This is a genomic window from Mesorhizobium sp. M2E.F.Ca.ET.219.01.1.1 (assembly GCF_004016445.2).
GTDB lineage: Bacteria > Pseudomonadota > Alphaproteobacteria > Rhizobiales > Rhizobiaceae > Mesorhizobium.
This window is the reverse complement of sequence record NZ_SADT02000001.1, coordinates 1,712,588-1,736,348: the sequence shown is the minus strand read 5'-3', so window position 1 is coordinate 1,736,348 and position 23,761 is coordinate 1,712,588. Positions and strand designations below refer to the sequence as shown.

25 protein-coding genes and 1 tRNA gene are annotated in these 23,761 nt (G+C 63.8%); 13 read left to right on the top strand and 13 right to left on the bottom strand.

Going from position 1 to position 23,761, the window contains the following annotated elements; translation table 11 throughout:
* The first annotated feature begins 175 nt into the window (after nucleotides 1-175).
* On the top strand, nucleotides 176-1,015 hold the full coding sequence (locus EN862_RS08190; RefSeq protein ID WP_245519522.1) for an SAM-dependent methyltransferase: 840 nt from the start codon (nucleotides 176-178) through the stop codon (nucleotides 1,013-1,015).
* Nucleotides 1,016-1,021: 6 nt separating this feature from the next.
* Here the strand turns inward: EN862_RS08190 and blaOXA are convergent, their stop codons facing one another.
* Both blaOXA and yidD read right to left on the bottom strand, forming a co-directional pair.
* On the bottom strand, nucleotides 1,022-1,834 hold the full coding sequence (blaOXA, locus tag EN862_RS08185) for a class D beta-lactamase (RefSeq protein ID WP_127863612.1): 813 nt from the start codon (nucleotides 1,832-1,834) through the stop codon (nucleotides 1,022-1,024).
* Nucleotides 1,835-1,976: 142 nt separating this feature from the next.
* Nucleotides 1,977-2,345 (bottom strand): membrane protein insertion efficiency factor YidD, encoded by a 369-nt coding sequence (gene yidD / locus EN862_RS08180; RefSeq protein WP_127863611.1) that lies wholly within the window; start codon nucleotides 2,343-2,345, stop codon nucleotides 1,977-1,979.
* A 309-nt stretch (nucleotides 2,346-2,654) separates the two neighbouring features.
* Between yidD and EN862_RS08175 the strand changes: the two genes are divergently transcribed.
* Complete coding sequence (locus EN862_RS08175) at nucleotides 2,655-3,560, top strand: LysR substrate-binding domain-containing protein (RefSeq protein ID WP_127863610.1); 906 nt, start codon at nucleotides 2,655-2,657, stop codon at nucleotides 3,558-3,560.
* A gap of 9 nt (nucleotides 3,561-3,569) precedes the next feature.
* Here EN862_RS08175 and EN862_RS08170 read toward each other — a convergent pair whose 3' ends face one another.
* On the bottom strand, nucleotides 3,570-4,016 hold the full coding sequence (locus EN862_RS08170) for an iron-sulfur cluster assembly scaffold protein (RefSeq protein WP_127863609.1): 447 nt from the start codon (nucleotides 4,014-4,016) through the stop codon (nucleotides 3,570-3,572).
* 236 nt (nucleotides 4,017-4,252) lie between these two features.
* On the opposite strand from EN862_RS08170, the gene folE reads away from it, so the two are divergent.
* The 3 genes from folE to EN862_RS08155 all read left to right on the top strand — a co-directional run bounded on the left by folE (nucleotide 4,253) and on the right by EN862_RS08155 (nucleotide 6,432).
* Nucleotides 4,253-4,885: a GTP cyclohydrolase I FolE gene (gene folE / locus EN862_RS08165; protein WP_127863608.1), complete on the top strand. Its 633-nt coding sequence runs from the start codon at nucleotides 4,253-4,255 to the stop codon at nucleotides 4,883-4,885.
* Nucleotides 4,886-4,923: 38 nt separating this feature from the next.
* Nucleotides 4,924-5,382: a phosphoribosyl-AMP cyclohydrolase gene (hisI, locus tag EN862_RS08160; RefSeq protein ID WP_127863607.1), complete on the top strand. Its 459-nt coding sequence runs from the start codon at nucleotides 4,924-4,926 to the stop codon at nucleotides 5,380-5,382.
* An 84-nt stretch (nucleotides 5,383-5,466) separates the two neighbouring features.
* Nucleotides 5,467-6,432, top strand: coding sequence for a patatin family protein (locus EN862_RS08155; RefSeq protein ID WP_127863606.1), 966 nt, complete (start codon nucleotides 5,467-5,469; stop codon nucleotides 6,430-6,432).
* Between the two features lie 162 nt (nucleotides 6,433-6,594).
* Here the strand turns inward: EN862_RS08155 and recJ are convergent, their stop codons facing one another.
* From recJ to EN862_RS08130, 5 genes are all read right to left on the bottom strand, one after another.
* Entirely contained in the window at nucleotides 6,595-8,379 is a 1,785-nt protein-coding gene (gene recJ / locus EN862_RS08150; protein ID WP_127863605.1) for a single-stranded-DNA-specific exonuclease RecJ, read from the bottom strand.
* Nucleotides 8,380-8,517: 138 nt separating this feature from the next.
* Nucleotides 8,518-9,501 carry a class II fructose-bisphosphatase gene (glpX, locus tag EN862_RS08145; protein WP_127863604.1) on the bottom strand — a complete coding sequence of 328 codons (984 nt, stop codon included), beginning with the start codon at nucleotides 9,499-9,501 and terminating at the stop codon, nucleotides 8,518-8,520.
* Nucleotides 9,502-9,688: 187 nt separating this feature from the next.
* The gene (locus EN862_RS08140; protein ID WP_127863603.1) at nucleotides 9,689-11,002 is read right to left on the bottom strand and encodes a homoserine dehydrogenase; all 1,314 of its coding nucleotides are present in this window, start codon (nucleotides 11,000-11,002) and stop codon (nucleotides 9,689-9,691) included.
* Nucleotides 11,003-11,045: 43 nt separating this feature from the next.
* On the bottom strand, nucleotides 11,046-12,263 hold the full coding sequence (locus tag EN862_RS08135; protein ID WP_127863602.1) for an LL-diaminopimelate aminotransferase: 1,218 nt from the start codon (nucleotides 12,261-12,263) through the stop codon (nucleotides 11,046-11,048).
* Between the two features lie 48 nt (nucleotides 12,264-12,311).
* Nucleotides 12,312-12,719 (bottom strand): hypothetical protein, encoded by a 408-nt coding sequence (locus EN862_RS08130; RefSeq protein ID WP_189400854.1) that lies wholly within the window; start codon nucleotides 12,717-12,719, stop codon nucleotides 12,312-12,314.
* Nucleotides 12,720-12,816: 97 nt separating this feature from the next.
* Here EN862_RS08130 and phaC point away from each other — a divergent pair, with 97 nt between their 5' ends.
* The 4 genes from phaC to EN862_RS08110 all read left to right on the top strand — a co-directional run bounded on the left by phaC (nucleotide 12,817) and on the right by EN862_RS08110 (nucleotide 17,040).
* Entirely contained in the window at nucleotides 12,817-14,652 is a 1,836-nt protein-coding gene (gene phaC, locus EN862_RS08125) for a class I poly(R)-hydroxyalkanoic acid synthase (RefSeq protein ID WP_127863601.1), read from the top strand.
* A gap of 326 nt (nucleotides 14,653-14,978) precedes the next feature.
* Nucleotides 14,979-16,154 (top strand): YcbK family protein, encoded by a 1,176-nt coding sequence (locus EN862_RS08120; RefSeq protein WP_245519549.1) that lies wholly within the window; start codon nucleotides 14,979-14,981, stop codon nucleotides 16,152-16,154.
* A gap of 427 nt (nucleotides 16,155-16,581) precedes the next feature.
* Nucleotides 16,582-16,656: transfer RNA gene (locus EN862_RS08115), tRNA-Glu, on the top strand.
* Nucleotides 16,657-16,794: 138 nt separating this feature from the next.
* Nucleotides 16,795-17,040, top strand: coding sequence for a hypothetical protein (locus EN862_RS08110; protein ID WP_128192795.1), 246 nt, complete (start codon nucleotides 16,795-16,797; stop codon nucleotides 17,038-17,040).
* Between the two features lie 107 nt (nucleotides 17,041-17,147).
* On the opposite strand, the gene EN862_RS08105 is transcribed toward EN862_RS08110, so the two are convergent.
* The gene (locus EN862_RS08105; protein ID WP_127863598.1) at nucleotides 17,148-17,441 is read right to left on the bottom strand and encodes a hypothetical protein; all 294 of its coding nucleotides are present in this window, start codon (nucleotides 17,439-17,441) and stop codon (nucleotides 17,148-17,150) included.
* Nucleotides 17,442-17,639: 198 nt separating this feature from the next.
* Between EN862_RS08105 and EN862_RS08100 the strand changes: the two genes are divergently transcribed.
* Nucleotides 17,640-18,326 (top strand): aspartyl/asparaginyl beta-hydroxylase domain-containing protein, encoded by a 687-nt coding sequence (locus EN862_RS08100; RefSeq protein ID WP_127863597.1) that lies wholly within the window; start codon nucleotides 17,640-17,642, stop codon nucleotides 18,324-18,326.
* A gap of 73 nt (nucleotides 18,327-18,399) precedes the next feature.
* On the opposite strand, the gene EN862_RS08095 is transcribed toward EN862_RS08100, so the two are convergent.
* From EN862_RS08095 to EN862_RS08085, 3 genes are all read right to left on the bottom strand, one after another.
* Entirely contained in the window at nucleotides 18,400-18,699 is a 300-nt protein-coding gene (locus EN862_RS08095) for a DUF982 domain-containing protein (RefSeq protein ID WP_127863596.1), read from the bottom strand.
* 214 nt (nucleotides 18,700-18,913) lie between these two features.
* A complete protein-coding gene (locus tag EN862_RS08090; protein ID WP_127863595.1) occupies nucleotides 18,914-19,150 on the bottom strand; it encodes a hypothetical protein in 237 nt (78 codons plus the stop codon).
* 113 nt (nucleotides 19,151-19,263) lie between these two features.
* Nucleotides 19,264-19,659 carry a hypothetical protein gene (locus EN862_RS08085; RefSeq protein ID WP_127863594.1) on the bottom strand — a complete coding sequence of 132 codons (396 nt, stop codon included), beginning with the start codon at nucleotides 19,657-19,659 and terminating at the stop codon, nucleotides 19,264-19,266.
* Between the two features lie 170 nt (nucleotides 19,660-19,829).
* Here EN862_RS08085 and map point away from each other — a divergent pair, with 170 nt between their 5' ends.
* Nucleotides 19,830-20,657, top strand: a complete 828-nt coding sequence (gene map, locus EN862_RS08080; RefSeq protein ID WP_127863593.1) for a type I methionyl aminopeptidase — start codon at nucleotides 19,830-19,832, stop codon at nucleotides 20,655-20,657.
* Between the two features lie 320 nt (nucleotides 20,658-20,977).
* On the opposite strand, the gene EN862_RS08075 is transcribed toward map, so the two are convergent.
* Nucleotides 20,978-21,838 (bottom strand): LysR family transcriptional regulator, encoded by an 861-nt coding sequence (locus tag EN862_RS08075; protein WP_127863592.1) that lies wholly within the window; start codon nucleotides 21,836-21,838, stop codon nucleotides 20,978-20,980.
* A gap of 183 nt (nucleotides 21,839-22,021) precedes the next feature.
* On the opposite strand from EN862_RS08075, the gene EN862_RS08070 reads away from it, so the two are divergent.
* Both EN862_RS08070 and EN862_RS08065 read left to right on the top strand, forming a co-directional pair.
* Nucleotides 22,022-22,729 carry an alpha/beta hydrolase gene (locus EN862_RS08070; RefSeq protein WP_245519521.1) on the top strand — a complete coding sequence of 236 codons (708 nt, stop codon included), beginning with the start codon at nucleotides 22,022-22,024 and terminating at the stop codon, nucleotides 22,727-22,729.
* Between the two features lie 180 nt (nucleotides 22,730-22,909).
* The gene (locus EN862_RS08065) at nucleotides 22,910-23,734 is read left to right on the top strand and encodes an oxidoreductase (protein WP_127863590.1); all 825 of its coding nucleotides are present in this window, start codon (nucleotides 22,910-22,912) and stop codon (nucleotides 23,732-23,734) included.
* Nucleotides 23,735-23,761 lie beyond the last annotated feature (27 nt).

Below are 23,761 nucleotides of genomic sequence, written 5' to 3'. Positions count from 1 at the left end.
TGCATGTCGCAGGATGCTTTGCCGCATGCAGAGGGTTAGCCGGAGGCGTCCGGCAAGCGGCGCGGTTTTAGAGGCAGTGTCGCGCCAGGTAAAGAGCGGCTCGTCAGGAAATGTCGCCAGTGATGTCGCGAGCGCTTCGCGCGGGCTTGTGAACGCCGCGCGGCGCGGCTTGTATATGGACATGGAAGACGCATCACCCAGCCGAACCGCCCTGCGCGTCGCGCGCTTGCGGGCTCTTCATCAATTTTCACCGCAGGCGGCGCTGTTTCGCGATCCCTATGCGCTTGCGATTCTGGGCGAGGCCGCGCCGAGCGCCGGGGAACTCTCGCAGGAAGACGAGCATGGCCGTCGCATGCGCCTATTCGTTACATCACGCGCCCGCCTTGCCGAAGACTGGCTGGTGGCGGCGGTGCGGCGCGGCGTCCGCCAGGTCGTGGTGCTTGGCGCCGGCCTCGACACCTTCTCGCTGCGCAATCCATATCCGGACGTCACAGTGTTCGAGGTCGATCATCCGGCCACACAGGCCTGGAAACGCCAACGCATCGCCGAGGCCGGTCTTGCCGAGCCGGCCGGCGCCGCCTTCGTGCCGGTCAATTTCGAACACCAGAGCCTGGCAGGGGAACTGGCGGCGGCGGGCCTGAAGCCGGATGAGCCGAGCTTCTTCATCTGGCTGGGAGTCGTGCCCTACCTGACGCGCGAAGCGATTTTTGCAACGCTTGGCTACATTGCCGGCGTCGCCGGCTCGGAAGTCGTCTTCGACTACAGCGAGCCGGCCGGGAACCGCGACGCCGCGGGCCGGGCGACGCTTGCCTTCTACGCGGCGCGCGTCGCGGCGATCGGCGAGCCCTGGATCAGTCTCTTTGTTCCCGATGAGTTGGCGAAGGCCCTCGCCGATCTCGGCTTCAATGATATCGAGGATCTCGACAGCGGCGACATCACCGCCCGTTTTGCCAGGTCCCCGAGCACGAAAAGCAATTCCGGCGGACACATCCTGCGCGCCCGCCGCAGCATCTGAGAAAAACTACTTCAGCAGTTGCGGCAGGTCTTTGAGAAAGCTTGCTCGCGTCGCGAGACCCTTCGGCATGTCGGTACGCTTGGCATCGACGACCAGCCTTGCAAAGACAATGCGACGGTCATTTTTCTCGGCCCAGCCGACGAACCAGCCGAGAGACCGTTTGCCGTCCTGGCCGAGCCTGGTGCTGCCGGTCTTGCCTTGCACGGTCCAGTCCCCTGCCGCGAAGGTCGGCAGGATCGCCCTGGTCATCTCATGCGCCTTCGCCGACACCGGTATCTTGCCGGCGAGCAGCTGGCGCAGGAACGCCGCCTGCTCGACCGGCGATATTTCGAGCGAGGAATTGATCCAGGATTGCGTCAGCCCATTGTCCTTGCCGGCATCGCCAGAGACGTCCTTGTTGCCATAGCTGAATTTCGAAACGTAGCCGGCGAATTGCGCGCCGCCGAGCCGCCGTGTGATCTCGCGCGAGTACCAGACGATGGAATCGCGTTCCCAGATCGTCGGATCGACGGTCTTCTGGTCGCGCTTTGCCGCCTTGAATTCCGGCTTGTAGTCCCAGCTCGGCCTGTGCGCATCGCTTAAGATTCCGGCATCGTAGCCGATCAGCGCGAGCGGCACCTTGAACGTCGAGGCCGGACTGACGCGCTGGTCGCAGACGCCGTCCTGGTAAAGCGTGGCGCCGCTTCGCGCGTCCTCGATCAGCGTGCAGCGGATGTCGTTGAGCGGCGCCGATTGCGCCCGCACCGGCAAGCCGAGCATCCAGGCCAGAAGGAACAGGACGATGGCAAAAATGAAGGGATAGCGGTCCATCTGGCGCATGGCGAAGTCACTCCGGTATGAGATTGCAGGAGCGGCTTAGCGAGGCGACTTGTCTCGATTTTGTCTCAAATTGGCAATGTTTGTGCAGCTTCGCGTTAACCCTACCGGACCGTTAAAGTGCGGGCCGCGTAACGGCAAGCAATCAGATTTCGGGGTCGCCGCGCTTCTTGCCGATTTGCCAGTAGCGCCAGGGCGCGAACCAGAGATATCGCGCCGCAAGCGTCTCCGGCACGCGGTCGATGCCATGCGTTCCAAACGGCCCGCAGCGTAAGATTCGGAACAGGCCCATCCAGCCGCCGGCCCACAGGCCGTGGCGGGCGATCGCCTCATGCGCGTATTCGGAGCAGGTCGGCAGGTGCCGGCAGCTGTTGCCGACGAAGCCCGAGAGCGTCAGCTGATAGAGGCGCACGAGCGAAGTGCCAAGGATGCGCCCGGGCGTCTTGCGCCATGGCCCCGGCCAATTGCGTCCCCGCTGGATCCGCGGGTGCGTATGTCCGTGATGGTCGCCCATCGCTCCGCAGCCTGTTTCACTGCGCGATAGATGTGGGCTTCGACGCTGAAACGCAATGCCCTCAAGGCCTGGAGCGCCGGATGGGATGGCTGCCGCTCCATGGGCGATGGTGAGGGGGAAGACCGCGACAGTCATGGTGGCCTCCGCGCGCGGCTCCGCCATGCCATTGGAAGGTCGCGATCCGTATCACGTCGCTTAAAATGGCCAGGAACTCGTTCATGGGGTCTCCTTTGAGACGGATTAGACTGCCGCTGGCCTTCCTCCTCAAACGAGTATAATTTCCGTCTCGGATAACTTGAGGTTATGCGAATGAAGCGGGGCCGCCTGCCGCTGACGGCGTTGAGAAGCTTCGAGACGGCCGGCCGGCATTTGAGCTTCAGCCGGGCGGCAGAGGAGCTTTATGTCTCGCAGGCCGCCATCAGCCGGCAGATACGCGAGCTCGAGACCTTTCTGGGCAGACCGCTGTTTCTGCGCCTCCATCGCCGTGTCGAACTGACGGATGCGGGACATCGGCTGCTCGGCCGACTGATCAGAAGCTTCGACGATATCGATCGCGTGCTTTCGGAACTCGCGGCCTCGCCGGCGCAAGCCGTCGTGCGCGTCAGCGTTGAACCGTCGCTTGCCGCGGTGTGGCTGGTGCCACGGCTCAATCGCTTTCGCCAACTTCGACCCGATATCGACGTTTCCCTTGAAGTCGATCCACGGCCGATCGAGTTCCGCAGCGACCAGCCTGAGCTCGCCTTGCGTTTCAGCGCTCATGCCACCTCATGGCCGCGCAGCGAGGCCGAGCACTTGGCCTCGACCGTCGATTCACCGGTCCTGTCGCCGGCGTTGCTGGCCTCGGGTCCTCCCCTGGAAAAGCCGATTGACCTTCGCCATTACACGCTGCTGCATGAGGAAAATCGGCAAGGCTGGGCGCGCTGGTTCCAGGCGGCCGGCGTGCCTGTCGAGGCGGTCCCCGCGCGCGGCCCGATGCTGACCGACGTCTCGCTTTCCAAACAGGCCGCGCTGCTCGGCCATGGGGTGGCGCTCGGCGATCTCCTGCAGGTCGGCGAAGAGCTCGCGTCAGGCACTTTGATCAAGCCGTTCGCTATCGATGTCGCTTCCGGCGCCTACTGGCTGGTGGCCAGGAGTTTGAAGAACCTGCCGGAGTCGGCCAAGGCTTTTGCTGACTGGGTGAGAAGTGAATTCGCTGTAACCAGGGGAGCGGCCTAAGCCCTGTCCTCAAGCCGCATGTCCGGCGCGTTTCTTCTCGATCTGGCCGATCGCGTCGACCACCGCGTCGAAGGTCAGCATGGTGGACGCGTGGCGCGCCTTGTAGTCGCGCACCGGTTCCAGATATTTGAGGTCGGCGAAGCGGCCTTCCGGCGGCGCGCCGTTTTCCTTGAGCATCTTCAGCATGGTCTCGCGCACGGCACGCAATTCGTCGGCCCTGGCGCCGACCACATGCTGGGCCATGATCGACGACGAGGCCTGGCCGAGCGCGCAGGCCTTCACGTCGTGGGCGAAATCGGTGACCACATCGCCATCCATCTTGAGGTCGACGGTGACGGTCGAGCCGCACAATTTGGAATGTGCCCTGGCCGTCGCGTCGGCATCGTCGAGCCGGCCGATCCGCCCTATATTTCCGGCGAAGCCGAGAATTTTCGCATTGTAGACGTCGTCGATCATATTTTTCCAATCCGTCGCCGCCCAGCGAACAGGCTTTGCCGCTCTCGCGTCTTCCTTTCGCTCCGTCAGAACCATATATAATGGTGGCAGTCGGGCATCGACAAGGCGATGACAGGCCATTGTCCCTGCCCACATGTTCACGCCGCTTGCGGGATGGAAATGGGCGATTTTCACCCAAAAGGTCGTGGTCCGTTCAACTCGTCCCACCATTGAGTGGGACTACGGGAGACGCCTTTATGGATGCCGTCATCAAGAAAATCATGCCCCCGTCCGAATACATGGAAAAGCCGGTCACCGACCGGCCGAGCGAGGCCGAGGTCGAGGCCGCCGTGCGCACGCTGCTGCGCTGGACGGGCGACAATCCGGATCGCGAAGGCCTGATCGACACGCCCAAGCGTGTCACCAAGGCCTTCCGCGAAATGTTCAACGGCTATGATATGTGCGCGGCCGACGAGCTCGGTCGCACCTTCGAGGAAGTTGCCGGCTATGACGATCTCGTCATCGTCAGGAACATAAAATTCCATTCGCATTGCGAGCACCACATGGTGCCGATCATCGGCAAGGCGCATGTCGGCTATCTGCCGGACGGCAAGGTCGTCGGCTTGTCCAAGATCGCACGCGTCGTCGACATCTTCGCGCATCGCCTGCAGACGCAGGAGGCAATGACCGCGCAGATCGCCGGCGTCATCCAGGACGTGCTCAACCCGCGCGGCGTCGCCGTCATGCTCGAGGCCGAGCATATGTGTATGGCCATGCGCGGCATCCGCAAGCAGGATTCGACCACGCTGACCTCCACTTTCACAGGCGTCTTCAAGGACACGCCCGAGGAGCAGGTCCGCTTCGTCACCATGGTGCGCGCCGGCGGCTGATGACCGGCCGTCGCCGGCCAAACATATAAGGACCGGCGATGTCGGCACTGCAGTTCCCGAAAGCTCCGTCAGACAAGAAGGCGCTGGAGGAAGGTTCTGTTCTTTCTCCGCGCTTCGATGCCGCAGGCCTCGTCACCGTCGTCGTGACGGACGCCGCTGACGGCATGCTGTTGATGGTCGCGCATATGAATGCCGAAGCGCTGGCGCTGACGCTCGAAACCGGCATCGCACATTACTGGTCGCGCTCGCGCAGCGCGCTGTGGAAGAAGGGCGAGACCTCCGGCAATTTCCAGCACATCGTCGAGATGCGCACGGATTGTGACCAGGACGCGATATGGTTGCGCGTCAAAGTGTTGGGCCACGACGCAACTTGTCACACCGGTCGGCGTTCCTGCTTTTATCGGACGGTGGGGTTCAACGACGGCAAGGCGACGCTTGCCGACGATGGCAGCAAACCGCTGTTCGATACGGACCAGACGTATCGGAAGCCGGTGTGAACCATTCAATATTCACAAACCACGCAGATTCACTATTCTCAAATATCCTTTTGATAGAAGGGATATGGGACAAGGGAGATCGTGATGCTCGAATGGGCGTCATTGCGCAGCAAACCTGACGTTCGGGAGGCCAACGGTCCCGCATCGTCCGGCGGCTTGCCCGATCCTAACCCCGGCAGGAAGACCGGCATCTCGTTGGCGCTCGGCGGCGGCTGCGCGCGCGGCTGGGCTCATATCGGCGTGCTCCGCGCGCTCGACGAAGCCGGCATCGAAGTGTCGATGATCGCCGGCACCTCGGTCGGTGCCCTGGTCGGTGGCTGCTACCTGGCCGGCAAGCTCGACGAGCTGGAAGAGTTCGCCAGGAGCCTGACCAAGCGGCGCATCTTCGGCCTGCTCGATCTCAATCTGCGCGGCAGTGGCCTGTTCGGCGGCATGAAGCTCGACCAGCGCCTGCGCGAGCATCTCGACGGCGCCCGCTTCGACGACCTGTCGAAACCCTTTGTCGCCGTTGCTTCCGAAATACGCACCGGCCACGAGATCTGGCTGTCGAGCGGCTCGCTCGTCACCGCCATGCGCGCTTCCTACGCGCTGCCCGGCGTCTTCGAGCCGGTGGCCTGCAACGGCCGCATGCTGGTCGACGGCGCGCTGGTCAATCCGGTGCCGGTCTCGGTCTGCCGCGCCTACGAGCAGCCGCTCGTCGTGGCGGTCAACCTGCATTACGATCTGTTCGGACGCGCCGCCGTCATCAAGCACAACGCCGGCGAGCTGGTCGTCGAGAAAGACGCTCCGCGACCCGGCCAGTTCAATCCCCAGTCGCACCAGAGCCGCCTTGGCATCACCGGCGTCATGGTCGAGGCCTTCAACATCATCCAGGACCGGATTTCGCGCGCCAGGCTGGCCGGCGATCCGCCCGACATGTCGCTGCAGCCGAAACTCAGCCATATCGGCCTGACGGAATTCCATCGCGCCGACGAGGCGATCAGCCTCGGCTACCAGGCGACGATGTCCCAGATCAGCGAACTGACTCGGCTGCAGTCCGTTCTGGTGTGAATTCCCGGTGCGGCACCGCTCTAAGGTGTGTCGAGATTCAGGTTAGGCCGAGTCGAAAATGGTGGTTTCCGAGAACCGGAGCGGAGCGTACTTTTCGTACGTGAGCACCGGAAGCGCAGGAAGCCGCCATTTGCAGGCCGGCCTCACCTGAATATCAACACCTTAAGCAAGCGCCGCATCGCTGATGCGAAACTGCACCGTGCGGTTGCCGTTCCAGTAATTGCCCGACAGCGAACCGGCGATGTGCACGGTTCTGCCCCTGTTCTTGAACAGGAATTCGCCGAGCGCGGTGTCGACGGCACGGAAGGCGATCGCCTGGATGTTGCCGCCGCTTTGCGATTGCAGGTCGACGCGAATGTGATTGGTTCCGATCGCGCGCGCGTCGGTCAGCCGGTGGCGCGGCAGCACGAATACCGGCGCGATGTGCCCGGCGCCGAACGGCCCGGCTTTCTCCAGCGCATCGAGCAGCGCGATGGTGGCGCCCTCCGCGGCCAGCGCGCCGTCGATCGCCAGGCTTTCCTCGTTCTGCAGCCGGAAGACATCGGCCGCGGCGCGCTCCTCGAAAAAGGCGCGCAGTTCGCCGAGCTTGGCGCGCTCGACGGTGATGCCTGCCGCCATCGCATGGCCGCCGCCCTTGACGATCAGCCCGGCATCCGCTGCCTCGCGCACCAGCCGGCCAAGATCGAAGCCGGTCACCGAACGGCCGGAACCCGTGCCGATACCGGTCGAATTGAAGGCGATGGCGAAGGCCGGCCGGCGCGCATAGTCCTTGAGCCGCGAGGCAATCAGCCCGACAATGCCCGGATGCCAGCTGTTGCTGGCGGTGACGATGATTGCCGGACCGTTGCCGCCGGCAAGCTCGGCATCAGCCTCGGCGCGCGCCTGCGCCAGCATCTCCTGCTCCATCTGCTGCCGTTCCTGGTTCAGCCGGTCGAGCGTCTCGGCGATGCTTGCCGCCTCGACGGGATCGTCGGTGGCCAAAAGCCGGCTGCCGAGCGCCGCATCCCCGATACGGCCGCCCGCATTGATGCGCGGCCCGATCAGGAAGGACAGATGGAAGGTGTTGATCGGCTCGCCGATGCGCGAGACCCGCGCCAGCGCCGCCAGCCCCTCATTCTTCTGCTGACGCAATACCTGCAACCCCTTGACCACGAAGGCCCGATTGACGCCGGTGAGCGGCACCACGTCGCAGACCGTTGCCAGCGCCACGAGGTCGAGCAGCGAAAGCAGGTTGACTGGCGCGGCGTTCGGCAGCCGTTCGCGCAGCAGCTTTGCCGTCTGGACCAGGCACAGGAAGACGACGCCGGCGGCGCACAGATGCCCCTGCCCCGACAAATCGTCCTCGCGATTGGGATTGACCACGGCCACCGCCGGCGGCAGCGGCCCGCCGACCTGGTGGTGGTCGAGCACCACGACGTCGGCGCCGGCTTCTCTGGCCGCTTCGATCGAGGCCGCGCTGTTGGTGCCGCAATCGACGGTTACGATCAGCTTCGCGCCGCGCGAGATCAGCTCGCGCATCGCTTCCGGATTGGGCCCGTAGCCCTCGAAGATGCGGTCCGGGATATAGATTTCGGACGGCACCGAAAAATGCGTGAGAAAGCGTTTCAGGAGCGCCGACGAGGCGACGCCGTCGACATCGTAGTCGCCGAAGATTGCCACTTTCTCGCGCGCGACGATCGCATCGGCGAGCTTCGCCACCGCTTTCTCCATATCGGTCAGCGATGCCGGATTCGGCAGAAGCTCGCGAATGGTCGGGTCGAGGAAGCGCTCGGCCTGCTCCGCGCTGACGCCGCGCCCGGCAAGCACCCGCGCTACGATATCGGGCACGCCATGGCCCTGCGCGATCGCCAAGGCGGCCATGTCCTGCCGCTCGGTCAGCCGGTGTTGCCAGGAAACACCGGTCGCCGACTGCCTGACATCGAGGAAGAACCGTTTCTCGCCCGTCATGCGACGCGCCGTCTGCACATCATCCTGGGCAGATATCAATATGCGACGGCGGGAGCAATTGCAGGGAAGTGAGCAATTCGGGGAAAACTATGGAGGGTCTTGCCCGAATTGCCGCAAAAGCCTCCAGGCGAGGTGAAATCAAAACTTGTCCAGATCCTGGTGGCGCGCCTTGATCTCGCGCACCGTGCGCGAGGACGAGCGCAGCACGATCGTGTGAGTGGTGATGAAGGTGCGGCCGAACTTCACCCCATCGAGCAGGTTGCCGTCGGTGACTCCGGTCGCCGCGAAGAGCACGTCGCCGCGCGCCATGTCCTGGGCGCGATAGACGCGCTTCGGATCGGAAATGCCCATCTTCTCGGCCCGCGCCACCTTCTCCGGCGTGTCGAGGATCAGCCGGCCCTGCATCTGCCCGCCGGTGCAGCGCAACGCTGCCGCCGCCAGCACGCCTTCCGGCGCGCCGCCGGTGCCGAGATAGATATCGATGCCGGTCTCGTCTGGGTCGGTGGTGTGGATGACGCCGGCGACATCGCCGTCACCGATCAGCCGGATCGCCGCGCCCGTGGCGCGCACGGCGTCGATCAGCTTGGCGTGACGCGGCCGGTCGAGGATGCAGGCAGTGATGTCGGAAACCGCCACGCCCTTGGCCTTGGCCAGGTTGGCGAGGTTTTCAGCCGGCGAAGCGTCGATGTCGATCAGGCCTTCCGGATAGCCGGGGCCGATGGCGATCTTGTCCATATAGACGTCGGGCGCGAACAGCAGGCTGCCCTTTTCCGCGATAGCGATGACCGCAAGCGCGTTAGGCAGGTTCTTGGCGCAGATCGTGGTGCCTTCCAGCGGATCGAGCGCGATGTCGACGGCCGGGCCTTTGCCGGTGCCAACCTCCTCGCCGATATAGAGCATCGGCGCCTCGTCGCGCTCCCCCTCGCCGATCACCACCGTGCCCTTGATGGCGAGGCGATTGAGCTCCTGGCGCATTGCGTCTACCGCCACCTGGTCGGCGGCCTTCTCATCGCCGCGCCCGCGCAGCCTGGCGGCCGCGACGGCGGCCCGCTCGGTGACGCGCACCACTTCCATGGTGAGGATCCGGTCGAGGCCGGCAGCAATGTTCTGGGCGATGTTCATGGATTACGCATTCCTCGTTGTCTGTTTGCGTCGAGCAATCCCAGAACGATTGAGCGCCGGAATTGCTCCGCCTCCCGCCAGAGGCGGGCTCCTTCTGGCAAAGCTCCATGACAACGGCAAGACTTGGCCCGTCAATTTTTCGAAATGACAGCAAAATCAATCGATTGAAGACGGAATCGGACCTGACTTATTCCGCCCGCTCGATGCGGATCACTTGCGGCTTGTCGGTCAGATGACCGTCCTTGGTGATGCCTTCGACCGCCTTGCGCACCGCCGCTTCCGTCGTTTCGTGGGTGACGAGGATGACCGTCTTCTGCGCCTGCGTTTCCGTGCCGGCCGCTTGCTGAACGATCGATTCCAGCGAGATGTCGTTGTCGGCCATGCGCTTGGCGATGGCAGCGAAGACACCGGTGCGGTCATGCACGGTCAGCCGGATGAAGTAGCCGCCGGCATGGCTGCGCATCTGCGCCTTCTTGTAAGGCTTCAACTCCTTCGCCGGCCAGCCGAACACCGGCGCGTGCTGGAAGCCGGGCCGGCTCTTGGCGATATCGGCGATGTCGCCGATCACCGCCGAGGCGGTGGCATTGCCGCCGGCGCCTGGGCCGGAAAGCAGAAGCTCGCCCAGAATGTCGGTCTCGATCGCCACGGCGTTGGTGACGCCGTGCACCTGCGCGATGACCGACGCCGTCGGCACCATCGTCGGATGGACGCGCTGCTCGATGCCGCTGTCGGTCCGCTGAGCGACGCCGAGCAGCTTGATGCGGTAGCCGAGGTCGGCCGCCGCGCGGATGTCGGCCTGGGTGATGTTGGAGATGCCTTCCATATAGATGTCGTTGGCGGCGATCTTCGTGCCGAAGGCAAGGCTGGTCAGGATCGACAGCTTGTGCGCCGTGTCGTGCCCTTCGATGTCGAAGGTCGGATCGGCCTCGGCATAGCCCAGCCGCTGCGCGTCCTTGAGGCAAGCATCGAACGAGATGCCCTCGGCTTCCATGCGGGTCAGGATGTAGTTGCAGGTGCCGTTGAGGATTCCGAAGACACGCGTCACGGCGTTGCCGGCCATCGCCTCGCGCATCGTCTTGATGACCGGGATGCCGCCGGCCACCGCCGCCTCGTAATTGAGCAGCACGCCCTTCTTCTCGGCGATCTCGGCAAGCGCCACGCCATGCTTGGCAAGCAGCGCCTTGTTGGCGGTCACGACATGCCGGCCCGCCTCGAGCGCCGCCTTGACCGCCAGCCGCGCCGGCCCTTCGTCGCCGCCGATCAGCTCGACAAAGACGTCGATGTCGGCCTTTTCGGCCATCTTGACCGGATCGTCGAACCATTTCGCGGCGCTGAGATCGATGCCGCGGTCGCGTTTCTGATCGCGGGCCGAAACTGCCGTCACGACGATGTCGCGGCCGCATTGGCGGGTGAGCTCCGCCGCCTTGTCGCGCAGCACGCGCGCCACCGAGGCGCCAACCGTGCCGAGGCCGGCAATTCCAACACGCAACGCTTCAGCCATGTCCGGCGACGCCCCTCAAAAATTCCGTAGATATTAGGCAGACTCAGCGCCGAGCGGCGAGCGGCACCACATTGTTGGGCTGCTTGGCGGTCGATGCCAGGAAGCGCTTGATGTTGCGCGCGGCCTGACGGATCCGGTGCTCGTTCTCGACCAGCGCCACGCGCACATAATCGTCGCCGTGCTCGCCGAAGCCGACACCCGGCGCCACCGCGACATCCGCGTGCTCGATGAGCAGCTTGGAGAATTCGAGCGAGCCGAGATGGCGGAACTGTTCCGGGATCGGCGCCCAGGCGAACATCGAGGCAGCGGGCGCGGGTATGGTCCAGCCGGCGCGGCCGAAGGAATCGACCATCACGTCGCGCCGCTTGTGGTAGACCTCGCGCACCTCCTCGATGTCGGCGCCGTCGCCGTTCAGCGCATGCGCTGCCGCCACCTGGATCGGTGTGAACGCGCCATAGTCGAGATAGGACTTCACGCGTGTCAGCGCCGCGATCAGCCGCTCGTTGCCGACAGCGAAGCCCATGCGCCAGCCCGGCATGGAGAAGGTCTTCGACATCGAGGTGAACTCGACGCAGATATCCATCGCGCCCGGCACCTGCAGCACCGAAGGCGGCGGATTGCCGTCGAAATAAATCTCGGAATAGGCAAGATCGGAGAGGATGATGATGTCGTTCTTCTTCGCGAAGGCGACCACGTCCTTGTAGAAGTCGAGCGAGGCAACCAGCGCCGTCGGGTTCGACGGATAGTTGAGGATCAGCGCCAGCGGCTTCGGGATCGAATGGCGGATACCGCGCTCGACCGCCGGGATGAAGCCGTCATCGGGCTCGACCTGCAGCGAACGGATGACGCCGCCCGACATGATAAAGCCGAAGGCATGGATCGGATAGGTCGGATTGGGGCACAGGATCACGTCGCCCGGCGCGGTGATCGCCTGCGCCATGTTGGCGAAGCCTTCCTTTGAGCCCAGCGTCGCCACCACTTGCGTGTCGGGGTTGAGCTTCACGCCGAAGCGGCGGGCATAGTAGTTGGCTTGGGCGCGGCGCAGGCCCGGAATGCCGCGCGAGGACGAATAGCGATGCGTGCGCGGATCGCGCACCACCTCGCACAATTTGTCGACGATGGCTTTCGGCGTCGGCAGGTCCGGATTGCCCATGCCAAGGTCGATGATGTCGGCGCCGCGCGAACGGGCGCTGGCCTTCAGCCGGTTGACCTGCTCGAACACGTAAGGCGGAAGCCGGCGGACCTTGTGAAATTCTTCCATGTTAGTTCCAGACGATCGAAGGGGGCGCTTTCGGCGCGCGATATAAACCTAATTGCAGTTAGGGTCGAGGGTCGGGTCGCATTTGCCCTCGATCTGCTTCAGCGTGTCGTCGCCATGCGTCTTGGCAAGCGTCTTCAGCGCCGCGGAATTCGTCGGCGCCTTGACGCTGCCGCCCTTGGCAGCCTGCGCCTGCTGCTCGGCCTTGAGCCTAGCCAGGTTCGCCGCGGTCTCCTCCTTGGTGAGCTGCTTGGCGGCCACCTGCGGGGGAATGTTGAGATTCGGGTAGGAGCCGGTGTCCTTGGGGCCTTCGGTCAAGGCGGTCGGCGCTGCATTGTTGGTGCTGGTGCTCGTGCAGCCGCCGGCGGGCAACAGCACGCCGACCAGCCCGGCCAGCACCGCCTTGCGGCAGATCGAACCCGGCCTGAGAAAAAAAGTCCCGCCAACATTAATCGTCATATTGTTTTCCTGGCAGCCGGGTTACAGCGAATTGGACCCGGTCAGATGTCCCATGGTAATATGTCAAGAAAACGCTCCGGGAGGAACCCCGCGGACCATGTCCAAACCTGACGATTCGGACAAAGCGGAAAATGGCGGACCTTCGGCCATCGAGCAATATCTGGTGAAGGATCCCGAACGCTTCGCCTTGAACATGGCGCGCATGATCGAGCAGGCCGGCAAGGCGGCTTCCGCCTGGACCGAGCCGCGCGAGAAAGGTGAGGTGCGCGACCATGTCGCCGAACCGGTCGTCGACATGGTCAAGACCTTCTCCAAGCTGTCGGAATACTGGCTGGGCGACCCGCAGCGCGCGCTCGAAGCGCAGACGCGGCTGTTCGCCGGCTACATGACGGTCTGGGCGAACGCCATCCAGAAGGTCAATCCCAACACCGAGGCGCCGCCGGACGCGGTTCAGCCCGAGCGCGGCGACAAGCGCTTCCAGGATCCGGAATGGGGCCGCAACGCCTTCTTCGATTTCCTCAAGCAGGCCTATCTCGTCACCTCGCGCTGGGCGAACGAGCTCGTCGAGCATGCCGAGGGCCTGGACGACCACACCCGCCACAAGGCGAGCTTCTACGTCAAGCAGGTGTCGAACGCGATCGCGCCGTCGAACTTCATCCTGACCAATCCGGAACTGTTTCGCGAGACTGTCGCCTCCAACGGCGAGAACCTGGTGCGCGGCATGAAGATGCTGGCCGAGGATATCGCCGCCGGCCGCGGCGACCTGAAGCTGCGCCAGGCCGACTACACGCCCTTCGAAATCGGCAAGAACATCGCCACCACGCCCGGCAAGGTCATCGGCCGCAGCGATGTCGCCGAAATCATCCAATACGATCCGGTGACGGAAACGGTGCTGAAGCGGCCGCTGCTGATCTGCCCGCCATGGATCAACAAATTCTACATCCTCGACCTCAACCCGCAGAAATCTTTCATCCGCTGGGCGATCGAGCAGGGCCACACGGTCTTCGTCATCTCCTGGATCAACCCCGACGAGCGCCACGGCGCCAAGGGTTGGGAAGCCTATATCCGCGAAGGCCTGCAATACGGCCTCGACATGGTGGAGAAGGCGACCGGCGAGAAGGAAGTCAACGCCATCGGCTATTGCGTCGGCGGCACGCTGCTTGGTGCGGCCCTTGCTCTGCTGGCGCAGGAAGGCGACCACCGCATCAAATCGGCCACCTTCTTCACGACGCAAGTCGATTTCACCTATGCCGGGGACCTCAAGGTCTTCGTCGACGAGGACCAGGTCGCCGCCGTCGAGCGCTCGATGAGCGAAAAGGGCTATCTTGAGGGCACCAAGATGGCGACCGCCTTCAACATGCTGCGCTCGGGCGACCTGATCTGGCCCTATGTCATCAACAACTACATGCGCGGCAAGGAGCCCCTGCCCTTCGACCTGCTCTACTGGAATTCCGATTCCACGCGCATGGCGGCGGCCAACCACTCCTTCTATCTGCGCAACTGCTATCTTGAGAACAATCTCTCGCGCGGCACGATGGAGCTTGCCGGCCGCACGGTGTCGCTGGCCGACATCACGATCCCCGTCTACAACCTTGCCACGAAGGAAGACCACATCGCGCCGGCGCTTTCGGTGTTCCTGGGCTCGCGGTTCTTCGGCGGCGACGTCGAATATGTGATGGCGGGTTCCGGCCACATCGCAGGCGTCGTCAACCCGCCTGCCGCCAAAAAGTACCAGTACTGGACCGGCGGCAAGCCGGTGGGCGACTTCAACGCGTGGCTTGCCGCCGCGAACGAGCATCAAGGCTCCTGGTGGACGCACTGGCAACACTGGATCGAGAACCAGGACAACATCCGCGTGCCCGCCCGCAAACCCGGCAAGCATATGAAAACCTTGGGGGATGCGCCGGGCACCTATGTCAAGGTGCGTGTGTAACGGATTGTAATGTCTGGTGAGTTGACGGGCCGCCAAAACAGGGCGAAATGGTGGCGTCAATCGTTTCACGGCCTCAAATCAGCGTTCGAAGCAGATAAATTTCGAGGCTTGCAGATTCGACACATATCCCGTTTCCGGTTGGGAACAGGAGGGTTATCGCAGCGCAATGCTGGAGTGGCGCGGCGATGACGGACCGACCGGATGCCGAGGGGGAATTTATTTTGAAATCAGCAGGTTGGCGTCTTGCACGAAAGGAAGGTCGCAGCATAGCGGCGGCGCTTTTCGCCGTGCTTCTGGCCTCCTGCACATCGACCGGCGACCCGACGATGTCGGTCGTTTCGCCTGCCTACAATTCAACCGCCACCGAAATGAGCGCGACATCCGGCGCCAAGGCGGCAACAACCGCCGATTCGTCGGCTCAGGCGGCATCCGCGACTGCCGATGCGGCAGCGACCGTGATGAGCGAAGGCGACACGCCTTTGCCCGAGAAGGTCGCCTATGTGCCGGAGACGCGGCCGCAAGCCGCCTTCCCCGCCGTCGTGGTGCCCGCCGGCGCCGCCGCGATTGCCGGCAACACACCGCAACCGCTGGTTCAGCCGGCGCAAACGGCGGAACAGACGCAAGCCGTGGCCCAGCAGATCGCCGCCGGCGATGCCGCCGCCATTGCGTCCAAGGCGCAGGCGACCACGCAGGCCATGAGCAACGGCGTCTATGTGACCGCGGGCGAGCCGGCGCAGCCGCAGGTCGCCGCGCCGAAGAAGAGCCTGTTCGCCTCGCTGTTCAGCACCACGCCGGCATCGGCAGCACCCGCGCCGCTGATCAACAATTCGCGCTCCGGCGACCAACCGGCGGCGCAGGCCAAGACCGCAACCGACGCGCCGGCTCCCGCCAAGCCGATCGTTGAGCTGGCCTCCGCGACGCCGGCCGCAAAGCCGGTGCAACTCGCCTCGCTCGACGACCCGAGCTATCACATCACCGGCGCCGACGCGCTGCCCGGCGTGCGCCAGACCGCGCTGTTCGAGATCAAGCGCAAGTCCGGCATCGACGACGAGAGCGACGTCGACCTCAACGAGGACGAGGGCGGCGGCGGTTCCTATCAGGTGGCCTCGGCCGCCGGCATGGCAAGGCTCGCGCCCAACGGCCTTCTGAAGCAGAACGAAAGCGTCGACGTCGCCTGCCTGAAACCGTCGCTGGTGCGGGTGCTGAAGACGATCGAGGGTCATTTCGGCCGCAAGATGGTTGTCACCTCCGGCTACCGCGACCCCTCGCGCAACCGCCGCGCCAACGGCGCCAAGAACTCGCTGCACATGTACTGCGCCGCCGCAGACATCCAGGTGCCCGGCGTCTCGAAATGGGAGCTGGCGAATTATGTCCGCACGATGCCCGGCCGTGGCGGCGTCGGCACCTACTGCCACACCGAATCCATCCATGTCGACGTCGGCCCCGAGCGCGACTGGAACTGGCGCTGCCGTCGCCGCAGCGGCGGTGGAGAAGACGGCTGATATTCGGCTTGGCCCAGGCATAGCACGCTGCTCCAACAAGCCGTCGGGGCGTTCGCGATTGGCCAAAGTCTTCCGAGCTTCGTCATCCACGGGCGGAGCGGGAGCGAAGCGGACGCGCAGACCCGAGGATCCATTCCGTTACCTCGACCGTGGAATGCAGCGGCGCAGATTCTGCCCGGTTGCAACGCTCATAGGTAACGGAATGGATTCTATGGTCTGCGCCGCGTCGCTTCGCTCCTTGCTCCGCCATAGAATGACGATCGCGAGGGAAGTCCCGACTAATCTCCAGGGTGCGCAAAAAGCGAGATCGCAAACTGTGCCTGCCCCGAAAGCCGGCTGTTGCAGCCCTTTGAAAAAAGTTGTCGCATGTGGCGGCAGATGGGTTGCCGGTTGCCAACAACGCAATTATAAGCCGCTTCGTCTGAGCGCGCCCATCGTCTAGCGGTTAGGACACCGCCCTTTCACGGCGGTAACAGGGGTTCGATTCCCCTTGGGCGTACCAGACTTATCTCCCCTGAACAGCTGCAAAATCCGGCACCTCGCGCTTTCCGGCTGAAACCCGTCATTAACGGCGTTATTGGGTGACGCATGTTGGCAACGATCAGACGGTGTAGAGTTCTGCCTCGACATGGAGGCGCGGATGAACCTGCTTCGGACAGCGCTCTTATGCGTTGCAATGACCGGCCTGGCCGGGCTGCAGCCCGCCCGCGCCGAAGATCAGCCCACCCAGCCGAACGGCGACGCGGCGCAGCCGCCCGTTCATTGCCAGGGGCAGAATTGCCTGCCGCCGAAGGACGACCCCGCCCTGGAATGCAAAGGGCAGGATTGCACGCCGGCTCCGGCGACCGACCAGCCGGCAGGCCCGGAGATTAAGAAAGTCAAGTGAGAGGCAGCGGGCACTTTGCGGTGGAAACGGAATGCCGCCGCCCTCGCCAGGTCACGTTGACGCTCCAAAAAAGCAGGCACCCGGCAGAGCGAAGCGGCGAGCGCAGATCAATCCGGAATCATCGGCGCCGGCTCTTCGCACCGATAGACCATGCACCGCCCGTCACTGGCCGTGACATAGTCGACCATCGGCACGTAGGGGGCATCGCACTCGTTGCCGAATTGGCGGACATAGCGCTCATAGGTGTTCGCCCCGGTGGTCAGCACCACCGCATGCCGGCTCCGGATCAGCGCCTGGGTCTGCGCGCAGGTCATTTTGCGTGAGTCGGGCCGTGCATCGGCGAAATTTGTGGCGGCAACGATCATCGCTGCCGCGCAAAACGCAATCCTGCGCATGGGCATGGTGGCATCCTCGCAAAACATCGTATCGTTAAGTTCGCATCTGGCGACGCCGCTCCGCAACGGTGGCGCGGTCACGATGCAGCGAGCGAAGCCTTGAAAAGGCAGGGGAGGCCCCGCCTGTTGACAACCATACAAATCTCCGTGAGCGACGCTCGCAAACAATATCCCACTATATAACAGCCTCGTTGAGGTAATGAGATGACAGGCGCCTACGATCTCGGAACCAACCTGGTCCGCCGTATTTATGAAAAGCGCATAGATGCGCCGGCCATTCTTGATGCCGGCACGCATTTTCCCAATGCAGCGAAGTTCGCCGCCGCCTGGCAGGACATCCGCGACGAGGCGCTGGCGGCAAAGCTGAACAAAGCGCCGCGTTTCCACGACATCATGCCGGAGCAGGCCGATATCTCAGCCAATGACGGTCTCGACTGGCGCATGTTCGTGCTCAAAGCCTATGACATGACGGTCCCGGAAAACCTCGCGCGCATGCCGGTGCTGAGCCGGCTGCTCACCGAATGCCCCGAGGTCAAGTCGGCGGCCATCTCGTTCCTCGCCCCGCACAAGCACATCCCGCCGCACCGCGGACCATTTCGCGGCATCATGCGCTTCCATCTCGGCCTCGTCATCCCGAAGCAGCCGGATGGCCGCCCGGCAACGATCATGATGATCAACCATGAGGAAAGGCGCATCGCCGATGGCGAATGCATGCTGTGGGACGACACGTTCGAGCACGAAGTCACGAACAACTCGGATCAGCCGCGCGTCGCTCTCCTGCTCGACGTGTGGCGTCCGCAAATGCCGCTGGATATGGAGATCCTGTCGCGCGTGATCGTGCGCGGCGTCCAGGTGGGAATGCGCTACCGCGGCGTGTCGTTCGGCGGCTGAACCAGTGCGATCAACGCCTTGTGCATGTCGCCCGTAGATACGGTCTTGGGAAAGACCTGGACGAAACAAAGACTCAGGCGCGCGCCTCGCGATGCGTCCCTGCCCTGCGCTTGCCGAGAAACATCGCGTCCCTCGCCAGCAGTCCGCTGACGCGGCAGAAGGTTGCAAACGCCCGGCATGCTTCCTCGGTGCTGGCCACATCGACCGTCGCCCCGAAGCAGGCATTGAAGGCCGCTTCGTAGATCTTGCCCTGCCGGCGCTTCGGCCAATCCTGCAGGAAATCGAGCGCCTGCTCGACACTGTAGATTTCCTCGACCGGCAGGCCGGGCGCGGGCGTGATGCGCACCGGCACCTCGAATTGCAGTCTGTCCATTCCCTGTCTCCCGAACTGGCGCAGCCCCAGCAACGCCGCTCGATGTGAAAAGTTGCTTTGGCGGCCTTCTGACGCAGGAATGTGACCTCAGTGCGGTCAACAATCGGTTCACGGATGCGTCGGGCCGGCGGCCGGCCAATCCGCGCAGGCCAGGTGACAGGGCGACACAACCCGCGCAGCCCTGCCCCCTGTCCCTTCCACCATGCCTTTGCCGCTACTGATTGGCCGGGTCCGTCTCCGCGTCATAGGCCATGCGGATGACCACCATCAGCACATAGGCGGACGGCAGTGCGAAGATGGCGCCGAGCACGATCGCCGCCGTTCCTTCCATGCGAAGGGTGGCGGCAACGGCCCAGCAGACGGTGCCGATGCAGATCACCGCCTGAACCGCCAGGAAGCAGGCCGCGGCCGCCGCGCGGGTGAGTGTCTTGAACGTCTTGATGCGTTGCATTGACGAAAATCCGAATTGATGCGCACGCGACCGGCGGACGGCCGGCGGCCGTCGCCGGATCGCGACGCGAAGGAATGTTTTGATTTGAATGCCGCGCTCAGCGGCCAGGGGATTCATGCGGCGGGCGGTGCGCGTGGCTGGTTGGCGCGCGAGCCGGTTGCGCTCGCCGACAGGGGCGTGACGCCCATCTCGGCTGGCAACACCTGGCCGATAACCAGAAAATCGGCTGCGGGCGCAAGCACGCCGGGATTGCCGCCGTCAGGCTTTACGGGAAGCGGCCGGCTGGCCCGAACCTCGAGTGCCTGCGCCTTGCCGGAGGTCCTGAGCAGCGCGATCGCATCGCCCTGGCGGGCGGCGCTGATGCTGGAGCCACCCTGGAGCGAGACGGCCGACGCGGAAATTCCGGCCTGGGCAAAGCCCAGCAACGCAAGCATCAGCAGCGCCATCAGGCCCGCAAAAGCGGTCCTGACCGGCAGCAGCTTCGATCTTTCGCGTTCAGGTGCCGTCAAGGCAATCTCCGGATCCAGGACCCGCCCTAACCCATGGAATGGCCGAAGGAAAGCCGCAATGGACGGCGCGCTCGCACTTCGTCCTTGAACCTTGCGGCTTCCGGTGCCAAATCTGGGGCAGATTTTGGCACTCGGCTCCCTTTGGAGCCAACGCCGGTAAACGGACAAAAATGGTTACCTATCTCGACGCCGCCACGGCCCCCCTTCGAAACACCGGTCAAATAAGGCTCTATGGCGAGGAAGGTTTTGCCGGCATGCGCAAGGCCTGCGATCTCACCGCGCGCTGCCTTGATGAGTTGGTGCCAATGGTCAAGCCCGGCGTGACAACCGAAACCATCGATCGCTTCGTCTTCGAATTCGGCATGGACCATGGCGCATTGCCGGCAACGCTGAACTATCGCGGCTACACCAAGTCGTCCTGCACCTCGATCAACCATGTCGTCTGCCACGGCATTCCCGACAACAAGCCGCTGAAGGATGGCGACATCGTCAACATCGACGTCACTTACATCCTCGACGGCTGGCACGGCGATTCCTCGCGCATGTACCCGGTCGGCACCATCAAGCGCGCCGCCGAGCGCCTGCTCGAAGTGACCTATGAGTGCCTGATGCGCGGCATCGCGGCGATCAAGCCCGGCGCCCGCACCGGCGCCATCGGCGCCGCGATCCAGACCTACGCCGAAGCCGAGCGCTGCTCGGTGGTGCGCGACTTCTGCGGCCACGGCGTCGGCCAGTTGTTCCACGATGCGCCGAACATCCTCCACTACGGCACCGCTAACGAAGGCGTCGAGATGCGGCCGGGCATGATCTTCACCGTCGAGCCGATGATCAATCTCGGCCGACCGCATGTGAAAGTGCTGTCGGATGGCTGGACCGCGGTCACCCGGGACCGCTCGCTGTCGGCGCAGTACGAACACACGATCGGCGTCACCGACAGCGGCTGCGAGATCTTCACGCTGTCGCCGAAAAAGCTCGACCGGCCTGGTTTGCCGGCCTAAGCTTCACCCGAAGCCTTGAGGTCAGCGCGCTTAGGCCAAAGTCGACGACGAGCGGGCGTTCTTTTCCGAAGTTGGAGCACCTCGCTGCGGCGCTTGCGCATCCCCTTCAACGCGGCGTCCGGCATCCCGACCGAGCGTCGAGGCACCAGCGGAATCAGCACACCGTTCCTCAAGGCCTTCCTTGATCGCTCCGCGCAGCATGCGACTATGATCGAATTCCAGGCAACCGGGCACTGGATCGCCGAGGATCGACCGGCCGAGACGACTGCAGCGATCTTGGTGTTTTCTTCGGGAAGCTTGAGTCATTTGCGGGCCGCACATCATGCCGTCGCGTTCACGAGATGGGCCGATACCGTCGAGATGAACGCGCGAAGACGCTGAAGGCGCCGCAAGTCCCGGTGGTATCCCATCCAAATGTCTCGCGCCGGCGGCGGCGTCGGCAGTTCCAGTCTGCGGATACCCGGGATCTGATTGCCGACCACGCGTGGCAGGACAGCGATGCCGACGCCTTGCCTGCACATGCGCCCCTGGACGTTGCGGTTGTTCGATCGCAGGACCGGTCTCGCGTTGGGGAAACTCTCGATGAGCCACGCGATGTCGGGGAAATGGCCGGTGGATGTGTCATGGGTGATCAGCCGGAAACCGGTCCCATCGCCATATTTGGGATCAGGAGACCCCTCGGCGATGTAGACGCCGTATTCGAGCTTCAAAAGCCGCCGCTGAACGACATCGGCAGTGTTGAACGGAACGATACGGAAAGCGACGTCGGCCTCCCGCTGGGCGAGGTTGAACAGGCGCGTGCCGGTCAGGACCTCGATGTCGACATTGGGGTAGGCTTTCGCGAAATCCGCCAGGATGGGAGGCAGGACATAGGCCCCAAACCAGTCCGCTGACGAAATGCGCAGACTGCCTTTGAGATTCTGCTCGTGCCCCGCAAGCCGGCGCTCCATGGCCAGCGCGCCCTCCTCCATCTGCTCCGCCAGCGCGATGATCCCGTGGCCCTCGTCGGTCAGAACAAGACCGTCCGCTGTCCGCTGGAAAAGCGTGTGGCCGATCGACTGCTCAAGTGCGCGAAGGCGCCTGCCGACGGTCGGATGGCTTGTCTGAAGAGAACGCGCGGCGCCGCCGAGCGTGCCGGATCGCGCAATAGCAAGAAAGATTCTGACGTCACTCCATTTCATGCGACCACCCACACAAAACTGAACGCCGAGAATACATTTCTGTCAGTTAAAGAACAAATCTAAGCACCTAGATTCCCACCATCGGTCGATCGGACCGTCTCTCGTGTATCACCTCATGTCATTCGGAAGGATCGGCAAATGTCTCTCAAGTCTCTCTATTTCGGTGCTGCGGCTTTTGCAGCGGTGTTGGGCGCGCCCTCCGCTTTCGCGCAGCCGGCCCAAAATGTGATTTTGGTCCATGGCGCGTTGGTCGATGGCAGCGGCTGGAGGGGCGTTTATGAGCGTCTGGTCGCCAACGGCTTGAAAGTCACGGTCGTTCAGGAACCGAACACTTCGCTGGCGGATGACGTTCAGGCGGTTCACCGCGCTATCGAGCAGCAAAATGGGCCGGTCGTCCTCGTCGGCCACAGCTATGGCGGTCAGATCATCACCGAAGCCGGCGTCGACCCGAAGGTTTCGGCACTTGTCTATGTCGCGGCCCTCGTCCCCAATGTTGGCGAGGGCGTGGGCGATCTGTTTGAGAAGTGGCCGAGCCCGACCGCGGATGCGTTCAAGCCGACTTCTGACGGCTTCCTGCTGTTCGATCCCGGGAAGTTCCGGGCGGGATTCGCCGCTGACCTATCCAAGGCCGAGACGGATTTCATGACTGACTCGCAGGTGCCGGTTTCGGCGAAAATCCTCGGAACCAAGACGCAGCACGTGGCCTGGAAGACCAAGCCGAGCTACGGCATCGTGGCCGGGCAGGACATGGCTATCAGCGCCGAGGCGGAGCGGTCTATGTACGAGCGGGCAAGTGCCAAGGTCACCGAGGTGCCCGGTGCCAGCCATGCGGTTTACATCTCGCATCCACGCGAAGTCGCCGATGTCATCGCCGAAGCGGCGAGCAAATGAAGCCGATGCCCTGATGTTCAGGCTCAGGGCCGCGGAAGTTTCGTGACCCATGCGCCGAAGCCACCCCTGTGGCTTCGGCATCGCGACCGGCCAACTCATCGGCGCGGCTCTCGGTCGATCATGGCCGATTCGCGGCGGCGACAGCGTGGCGTCGTCTGAAAACAACTCGGAGAAAAAGTAGTGAAAACTTGGCTCATCACAGGCTGCTCAAGCGGCTTCGGCCAGCGGCTCGCGCTCGCTGCGGCACAGCGCGGCGACCGGGTCATCGCGACGGCCCGCAATGTCAAGACGATCGAGGCAATGGCCGAGCCTTTCGGCGGCCGCATGATCACCTTGCCGCTCGACGTGACCGATGCGGCGGCAGCCAAGGCAGCGGTGGCAAAGGCGGTCGAGACCTTCGGCGGGTTTGACGTGCTCGTGAACAATGCCGGCTACGCGCTGTTCGGCGCGATCGAGGAAGGCACGCCCGAGGAATATCGGCCGATGTTCGAGGTAAACGTCTTCGGTCTGATCGAAACCACCAGAGCCGCGCTACCGGCCCTACGACGTTCGGGCGGAACAATCGTCAACATGTCGTCCGGCGCTGGCATCGAGGGCCGTGGCGGCGGAGGCTATTACCACGCCGCCAAGTTTGCCGTGGAAGGGATTTCCGAAGCGCTCGCCGGCGAACTGAAGCAGTTCGGCATCCGCTTGCTGATCGTCGAGCCCGGGCCGTTTCGCACCGATTTCCTTGGCCGTTCGATCACGATAGCGGCCAACGAGATGCCGGAATATGCCGCGACCTCGCGCAAGCACTATCGCGAAACCAACGACGGCAATCAGGCGGGCGATCCCGACAAGGCGATCGCGGTGATCCTGCAGGCTGTCGACGCCGATGACGCCCCGCTTCATCTGCCGCTCGGTCCGATCGCGCACGCGATCGCCGAGCGAAAGCTGGCTTCCTTCCGCAGCGATATCGACGCCTGGCGCGACATCACGATCGCCACCGATTTCGACCAGCCCTGAGCGCTGGCCGCGAGCTCCGTTTGAACG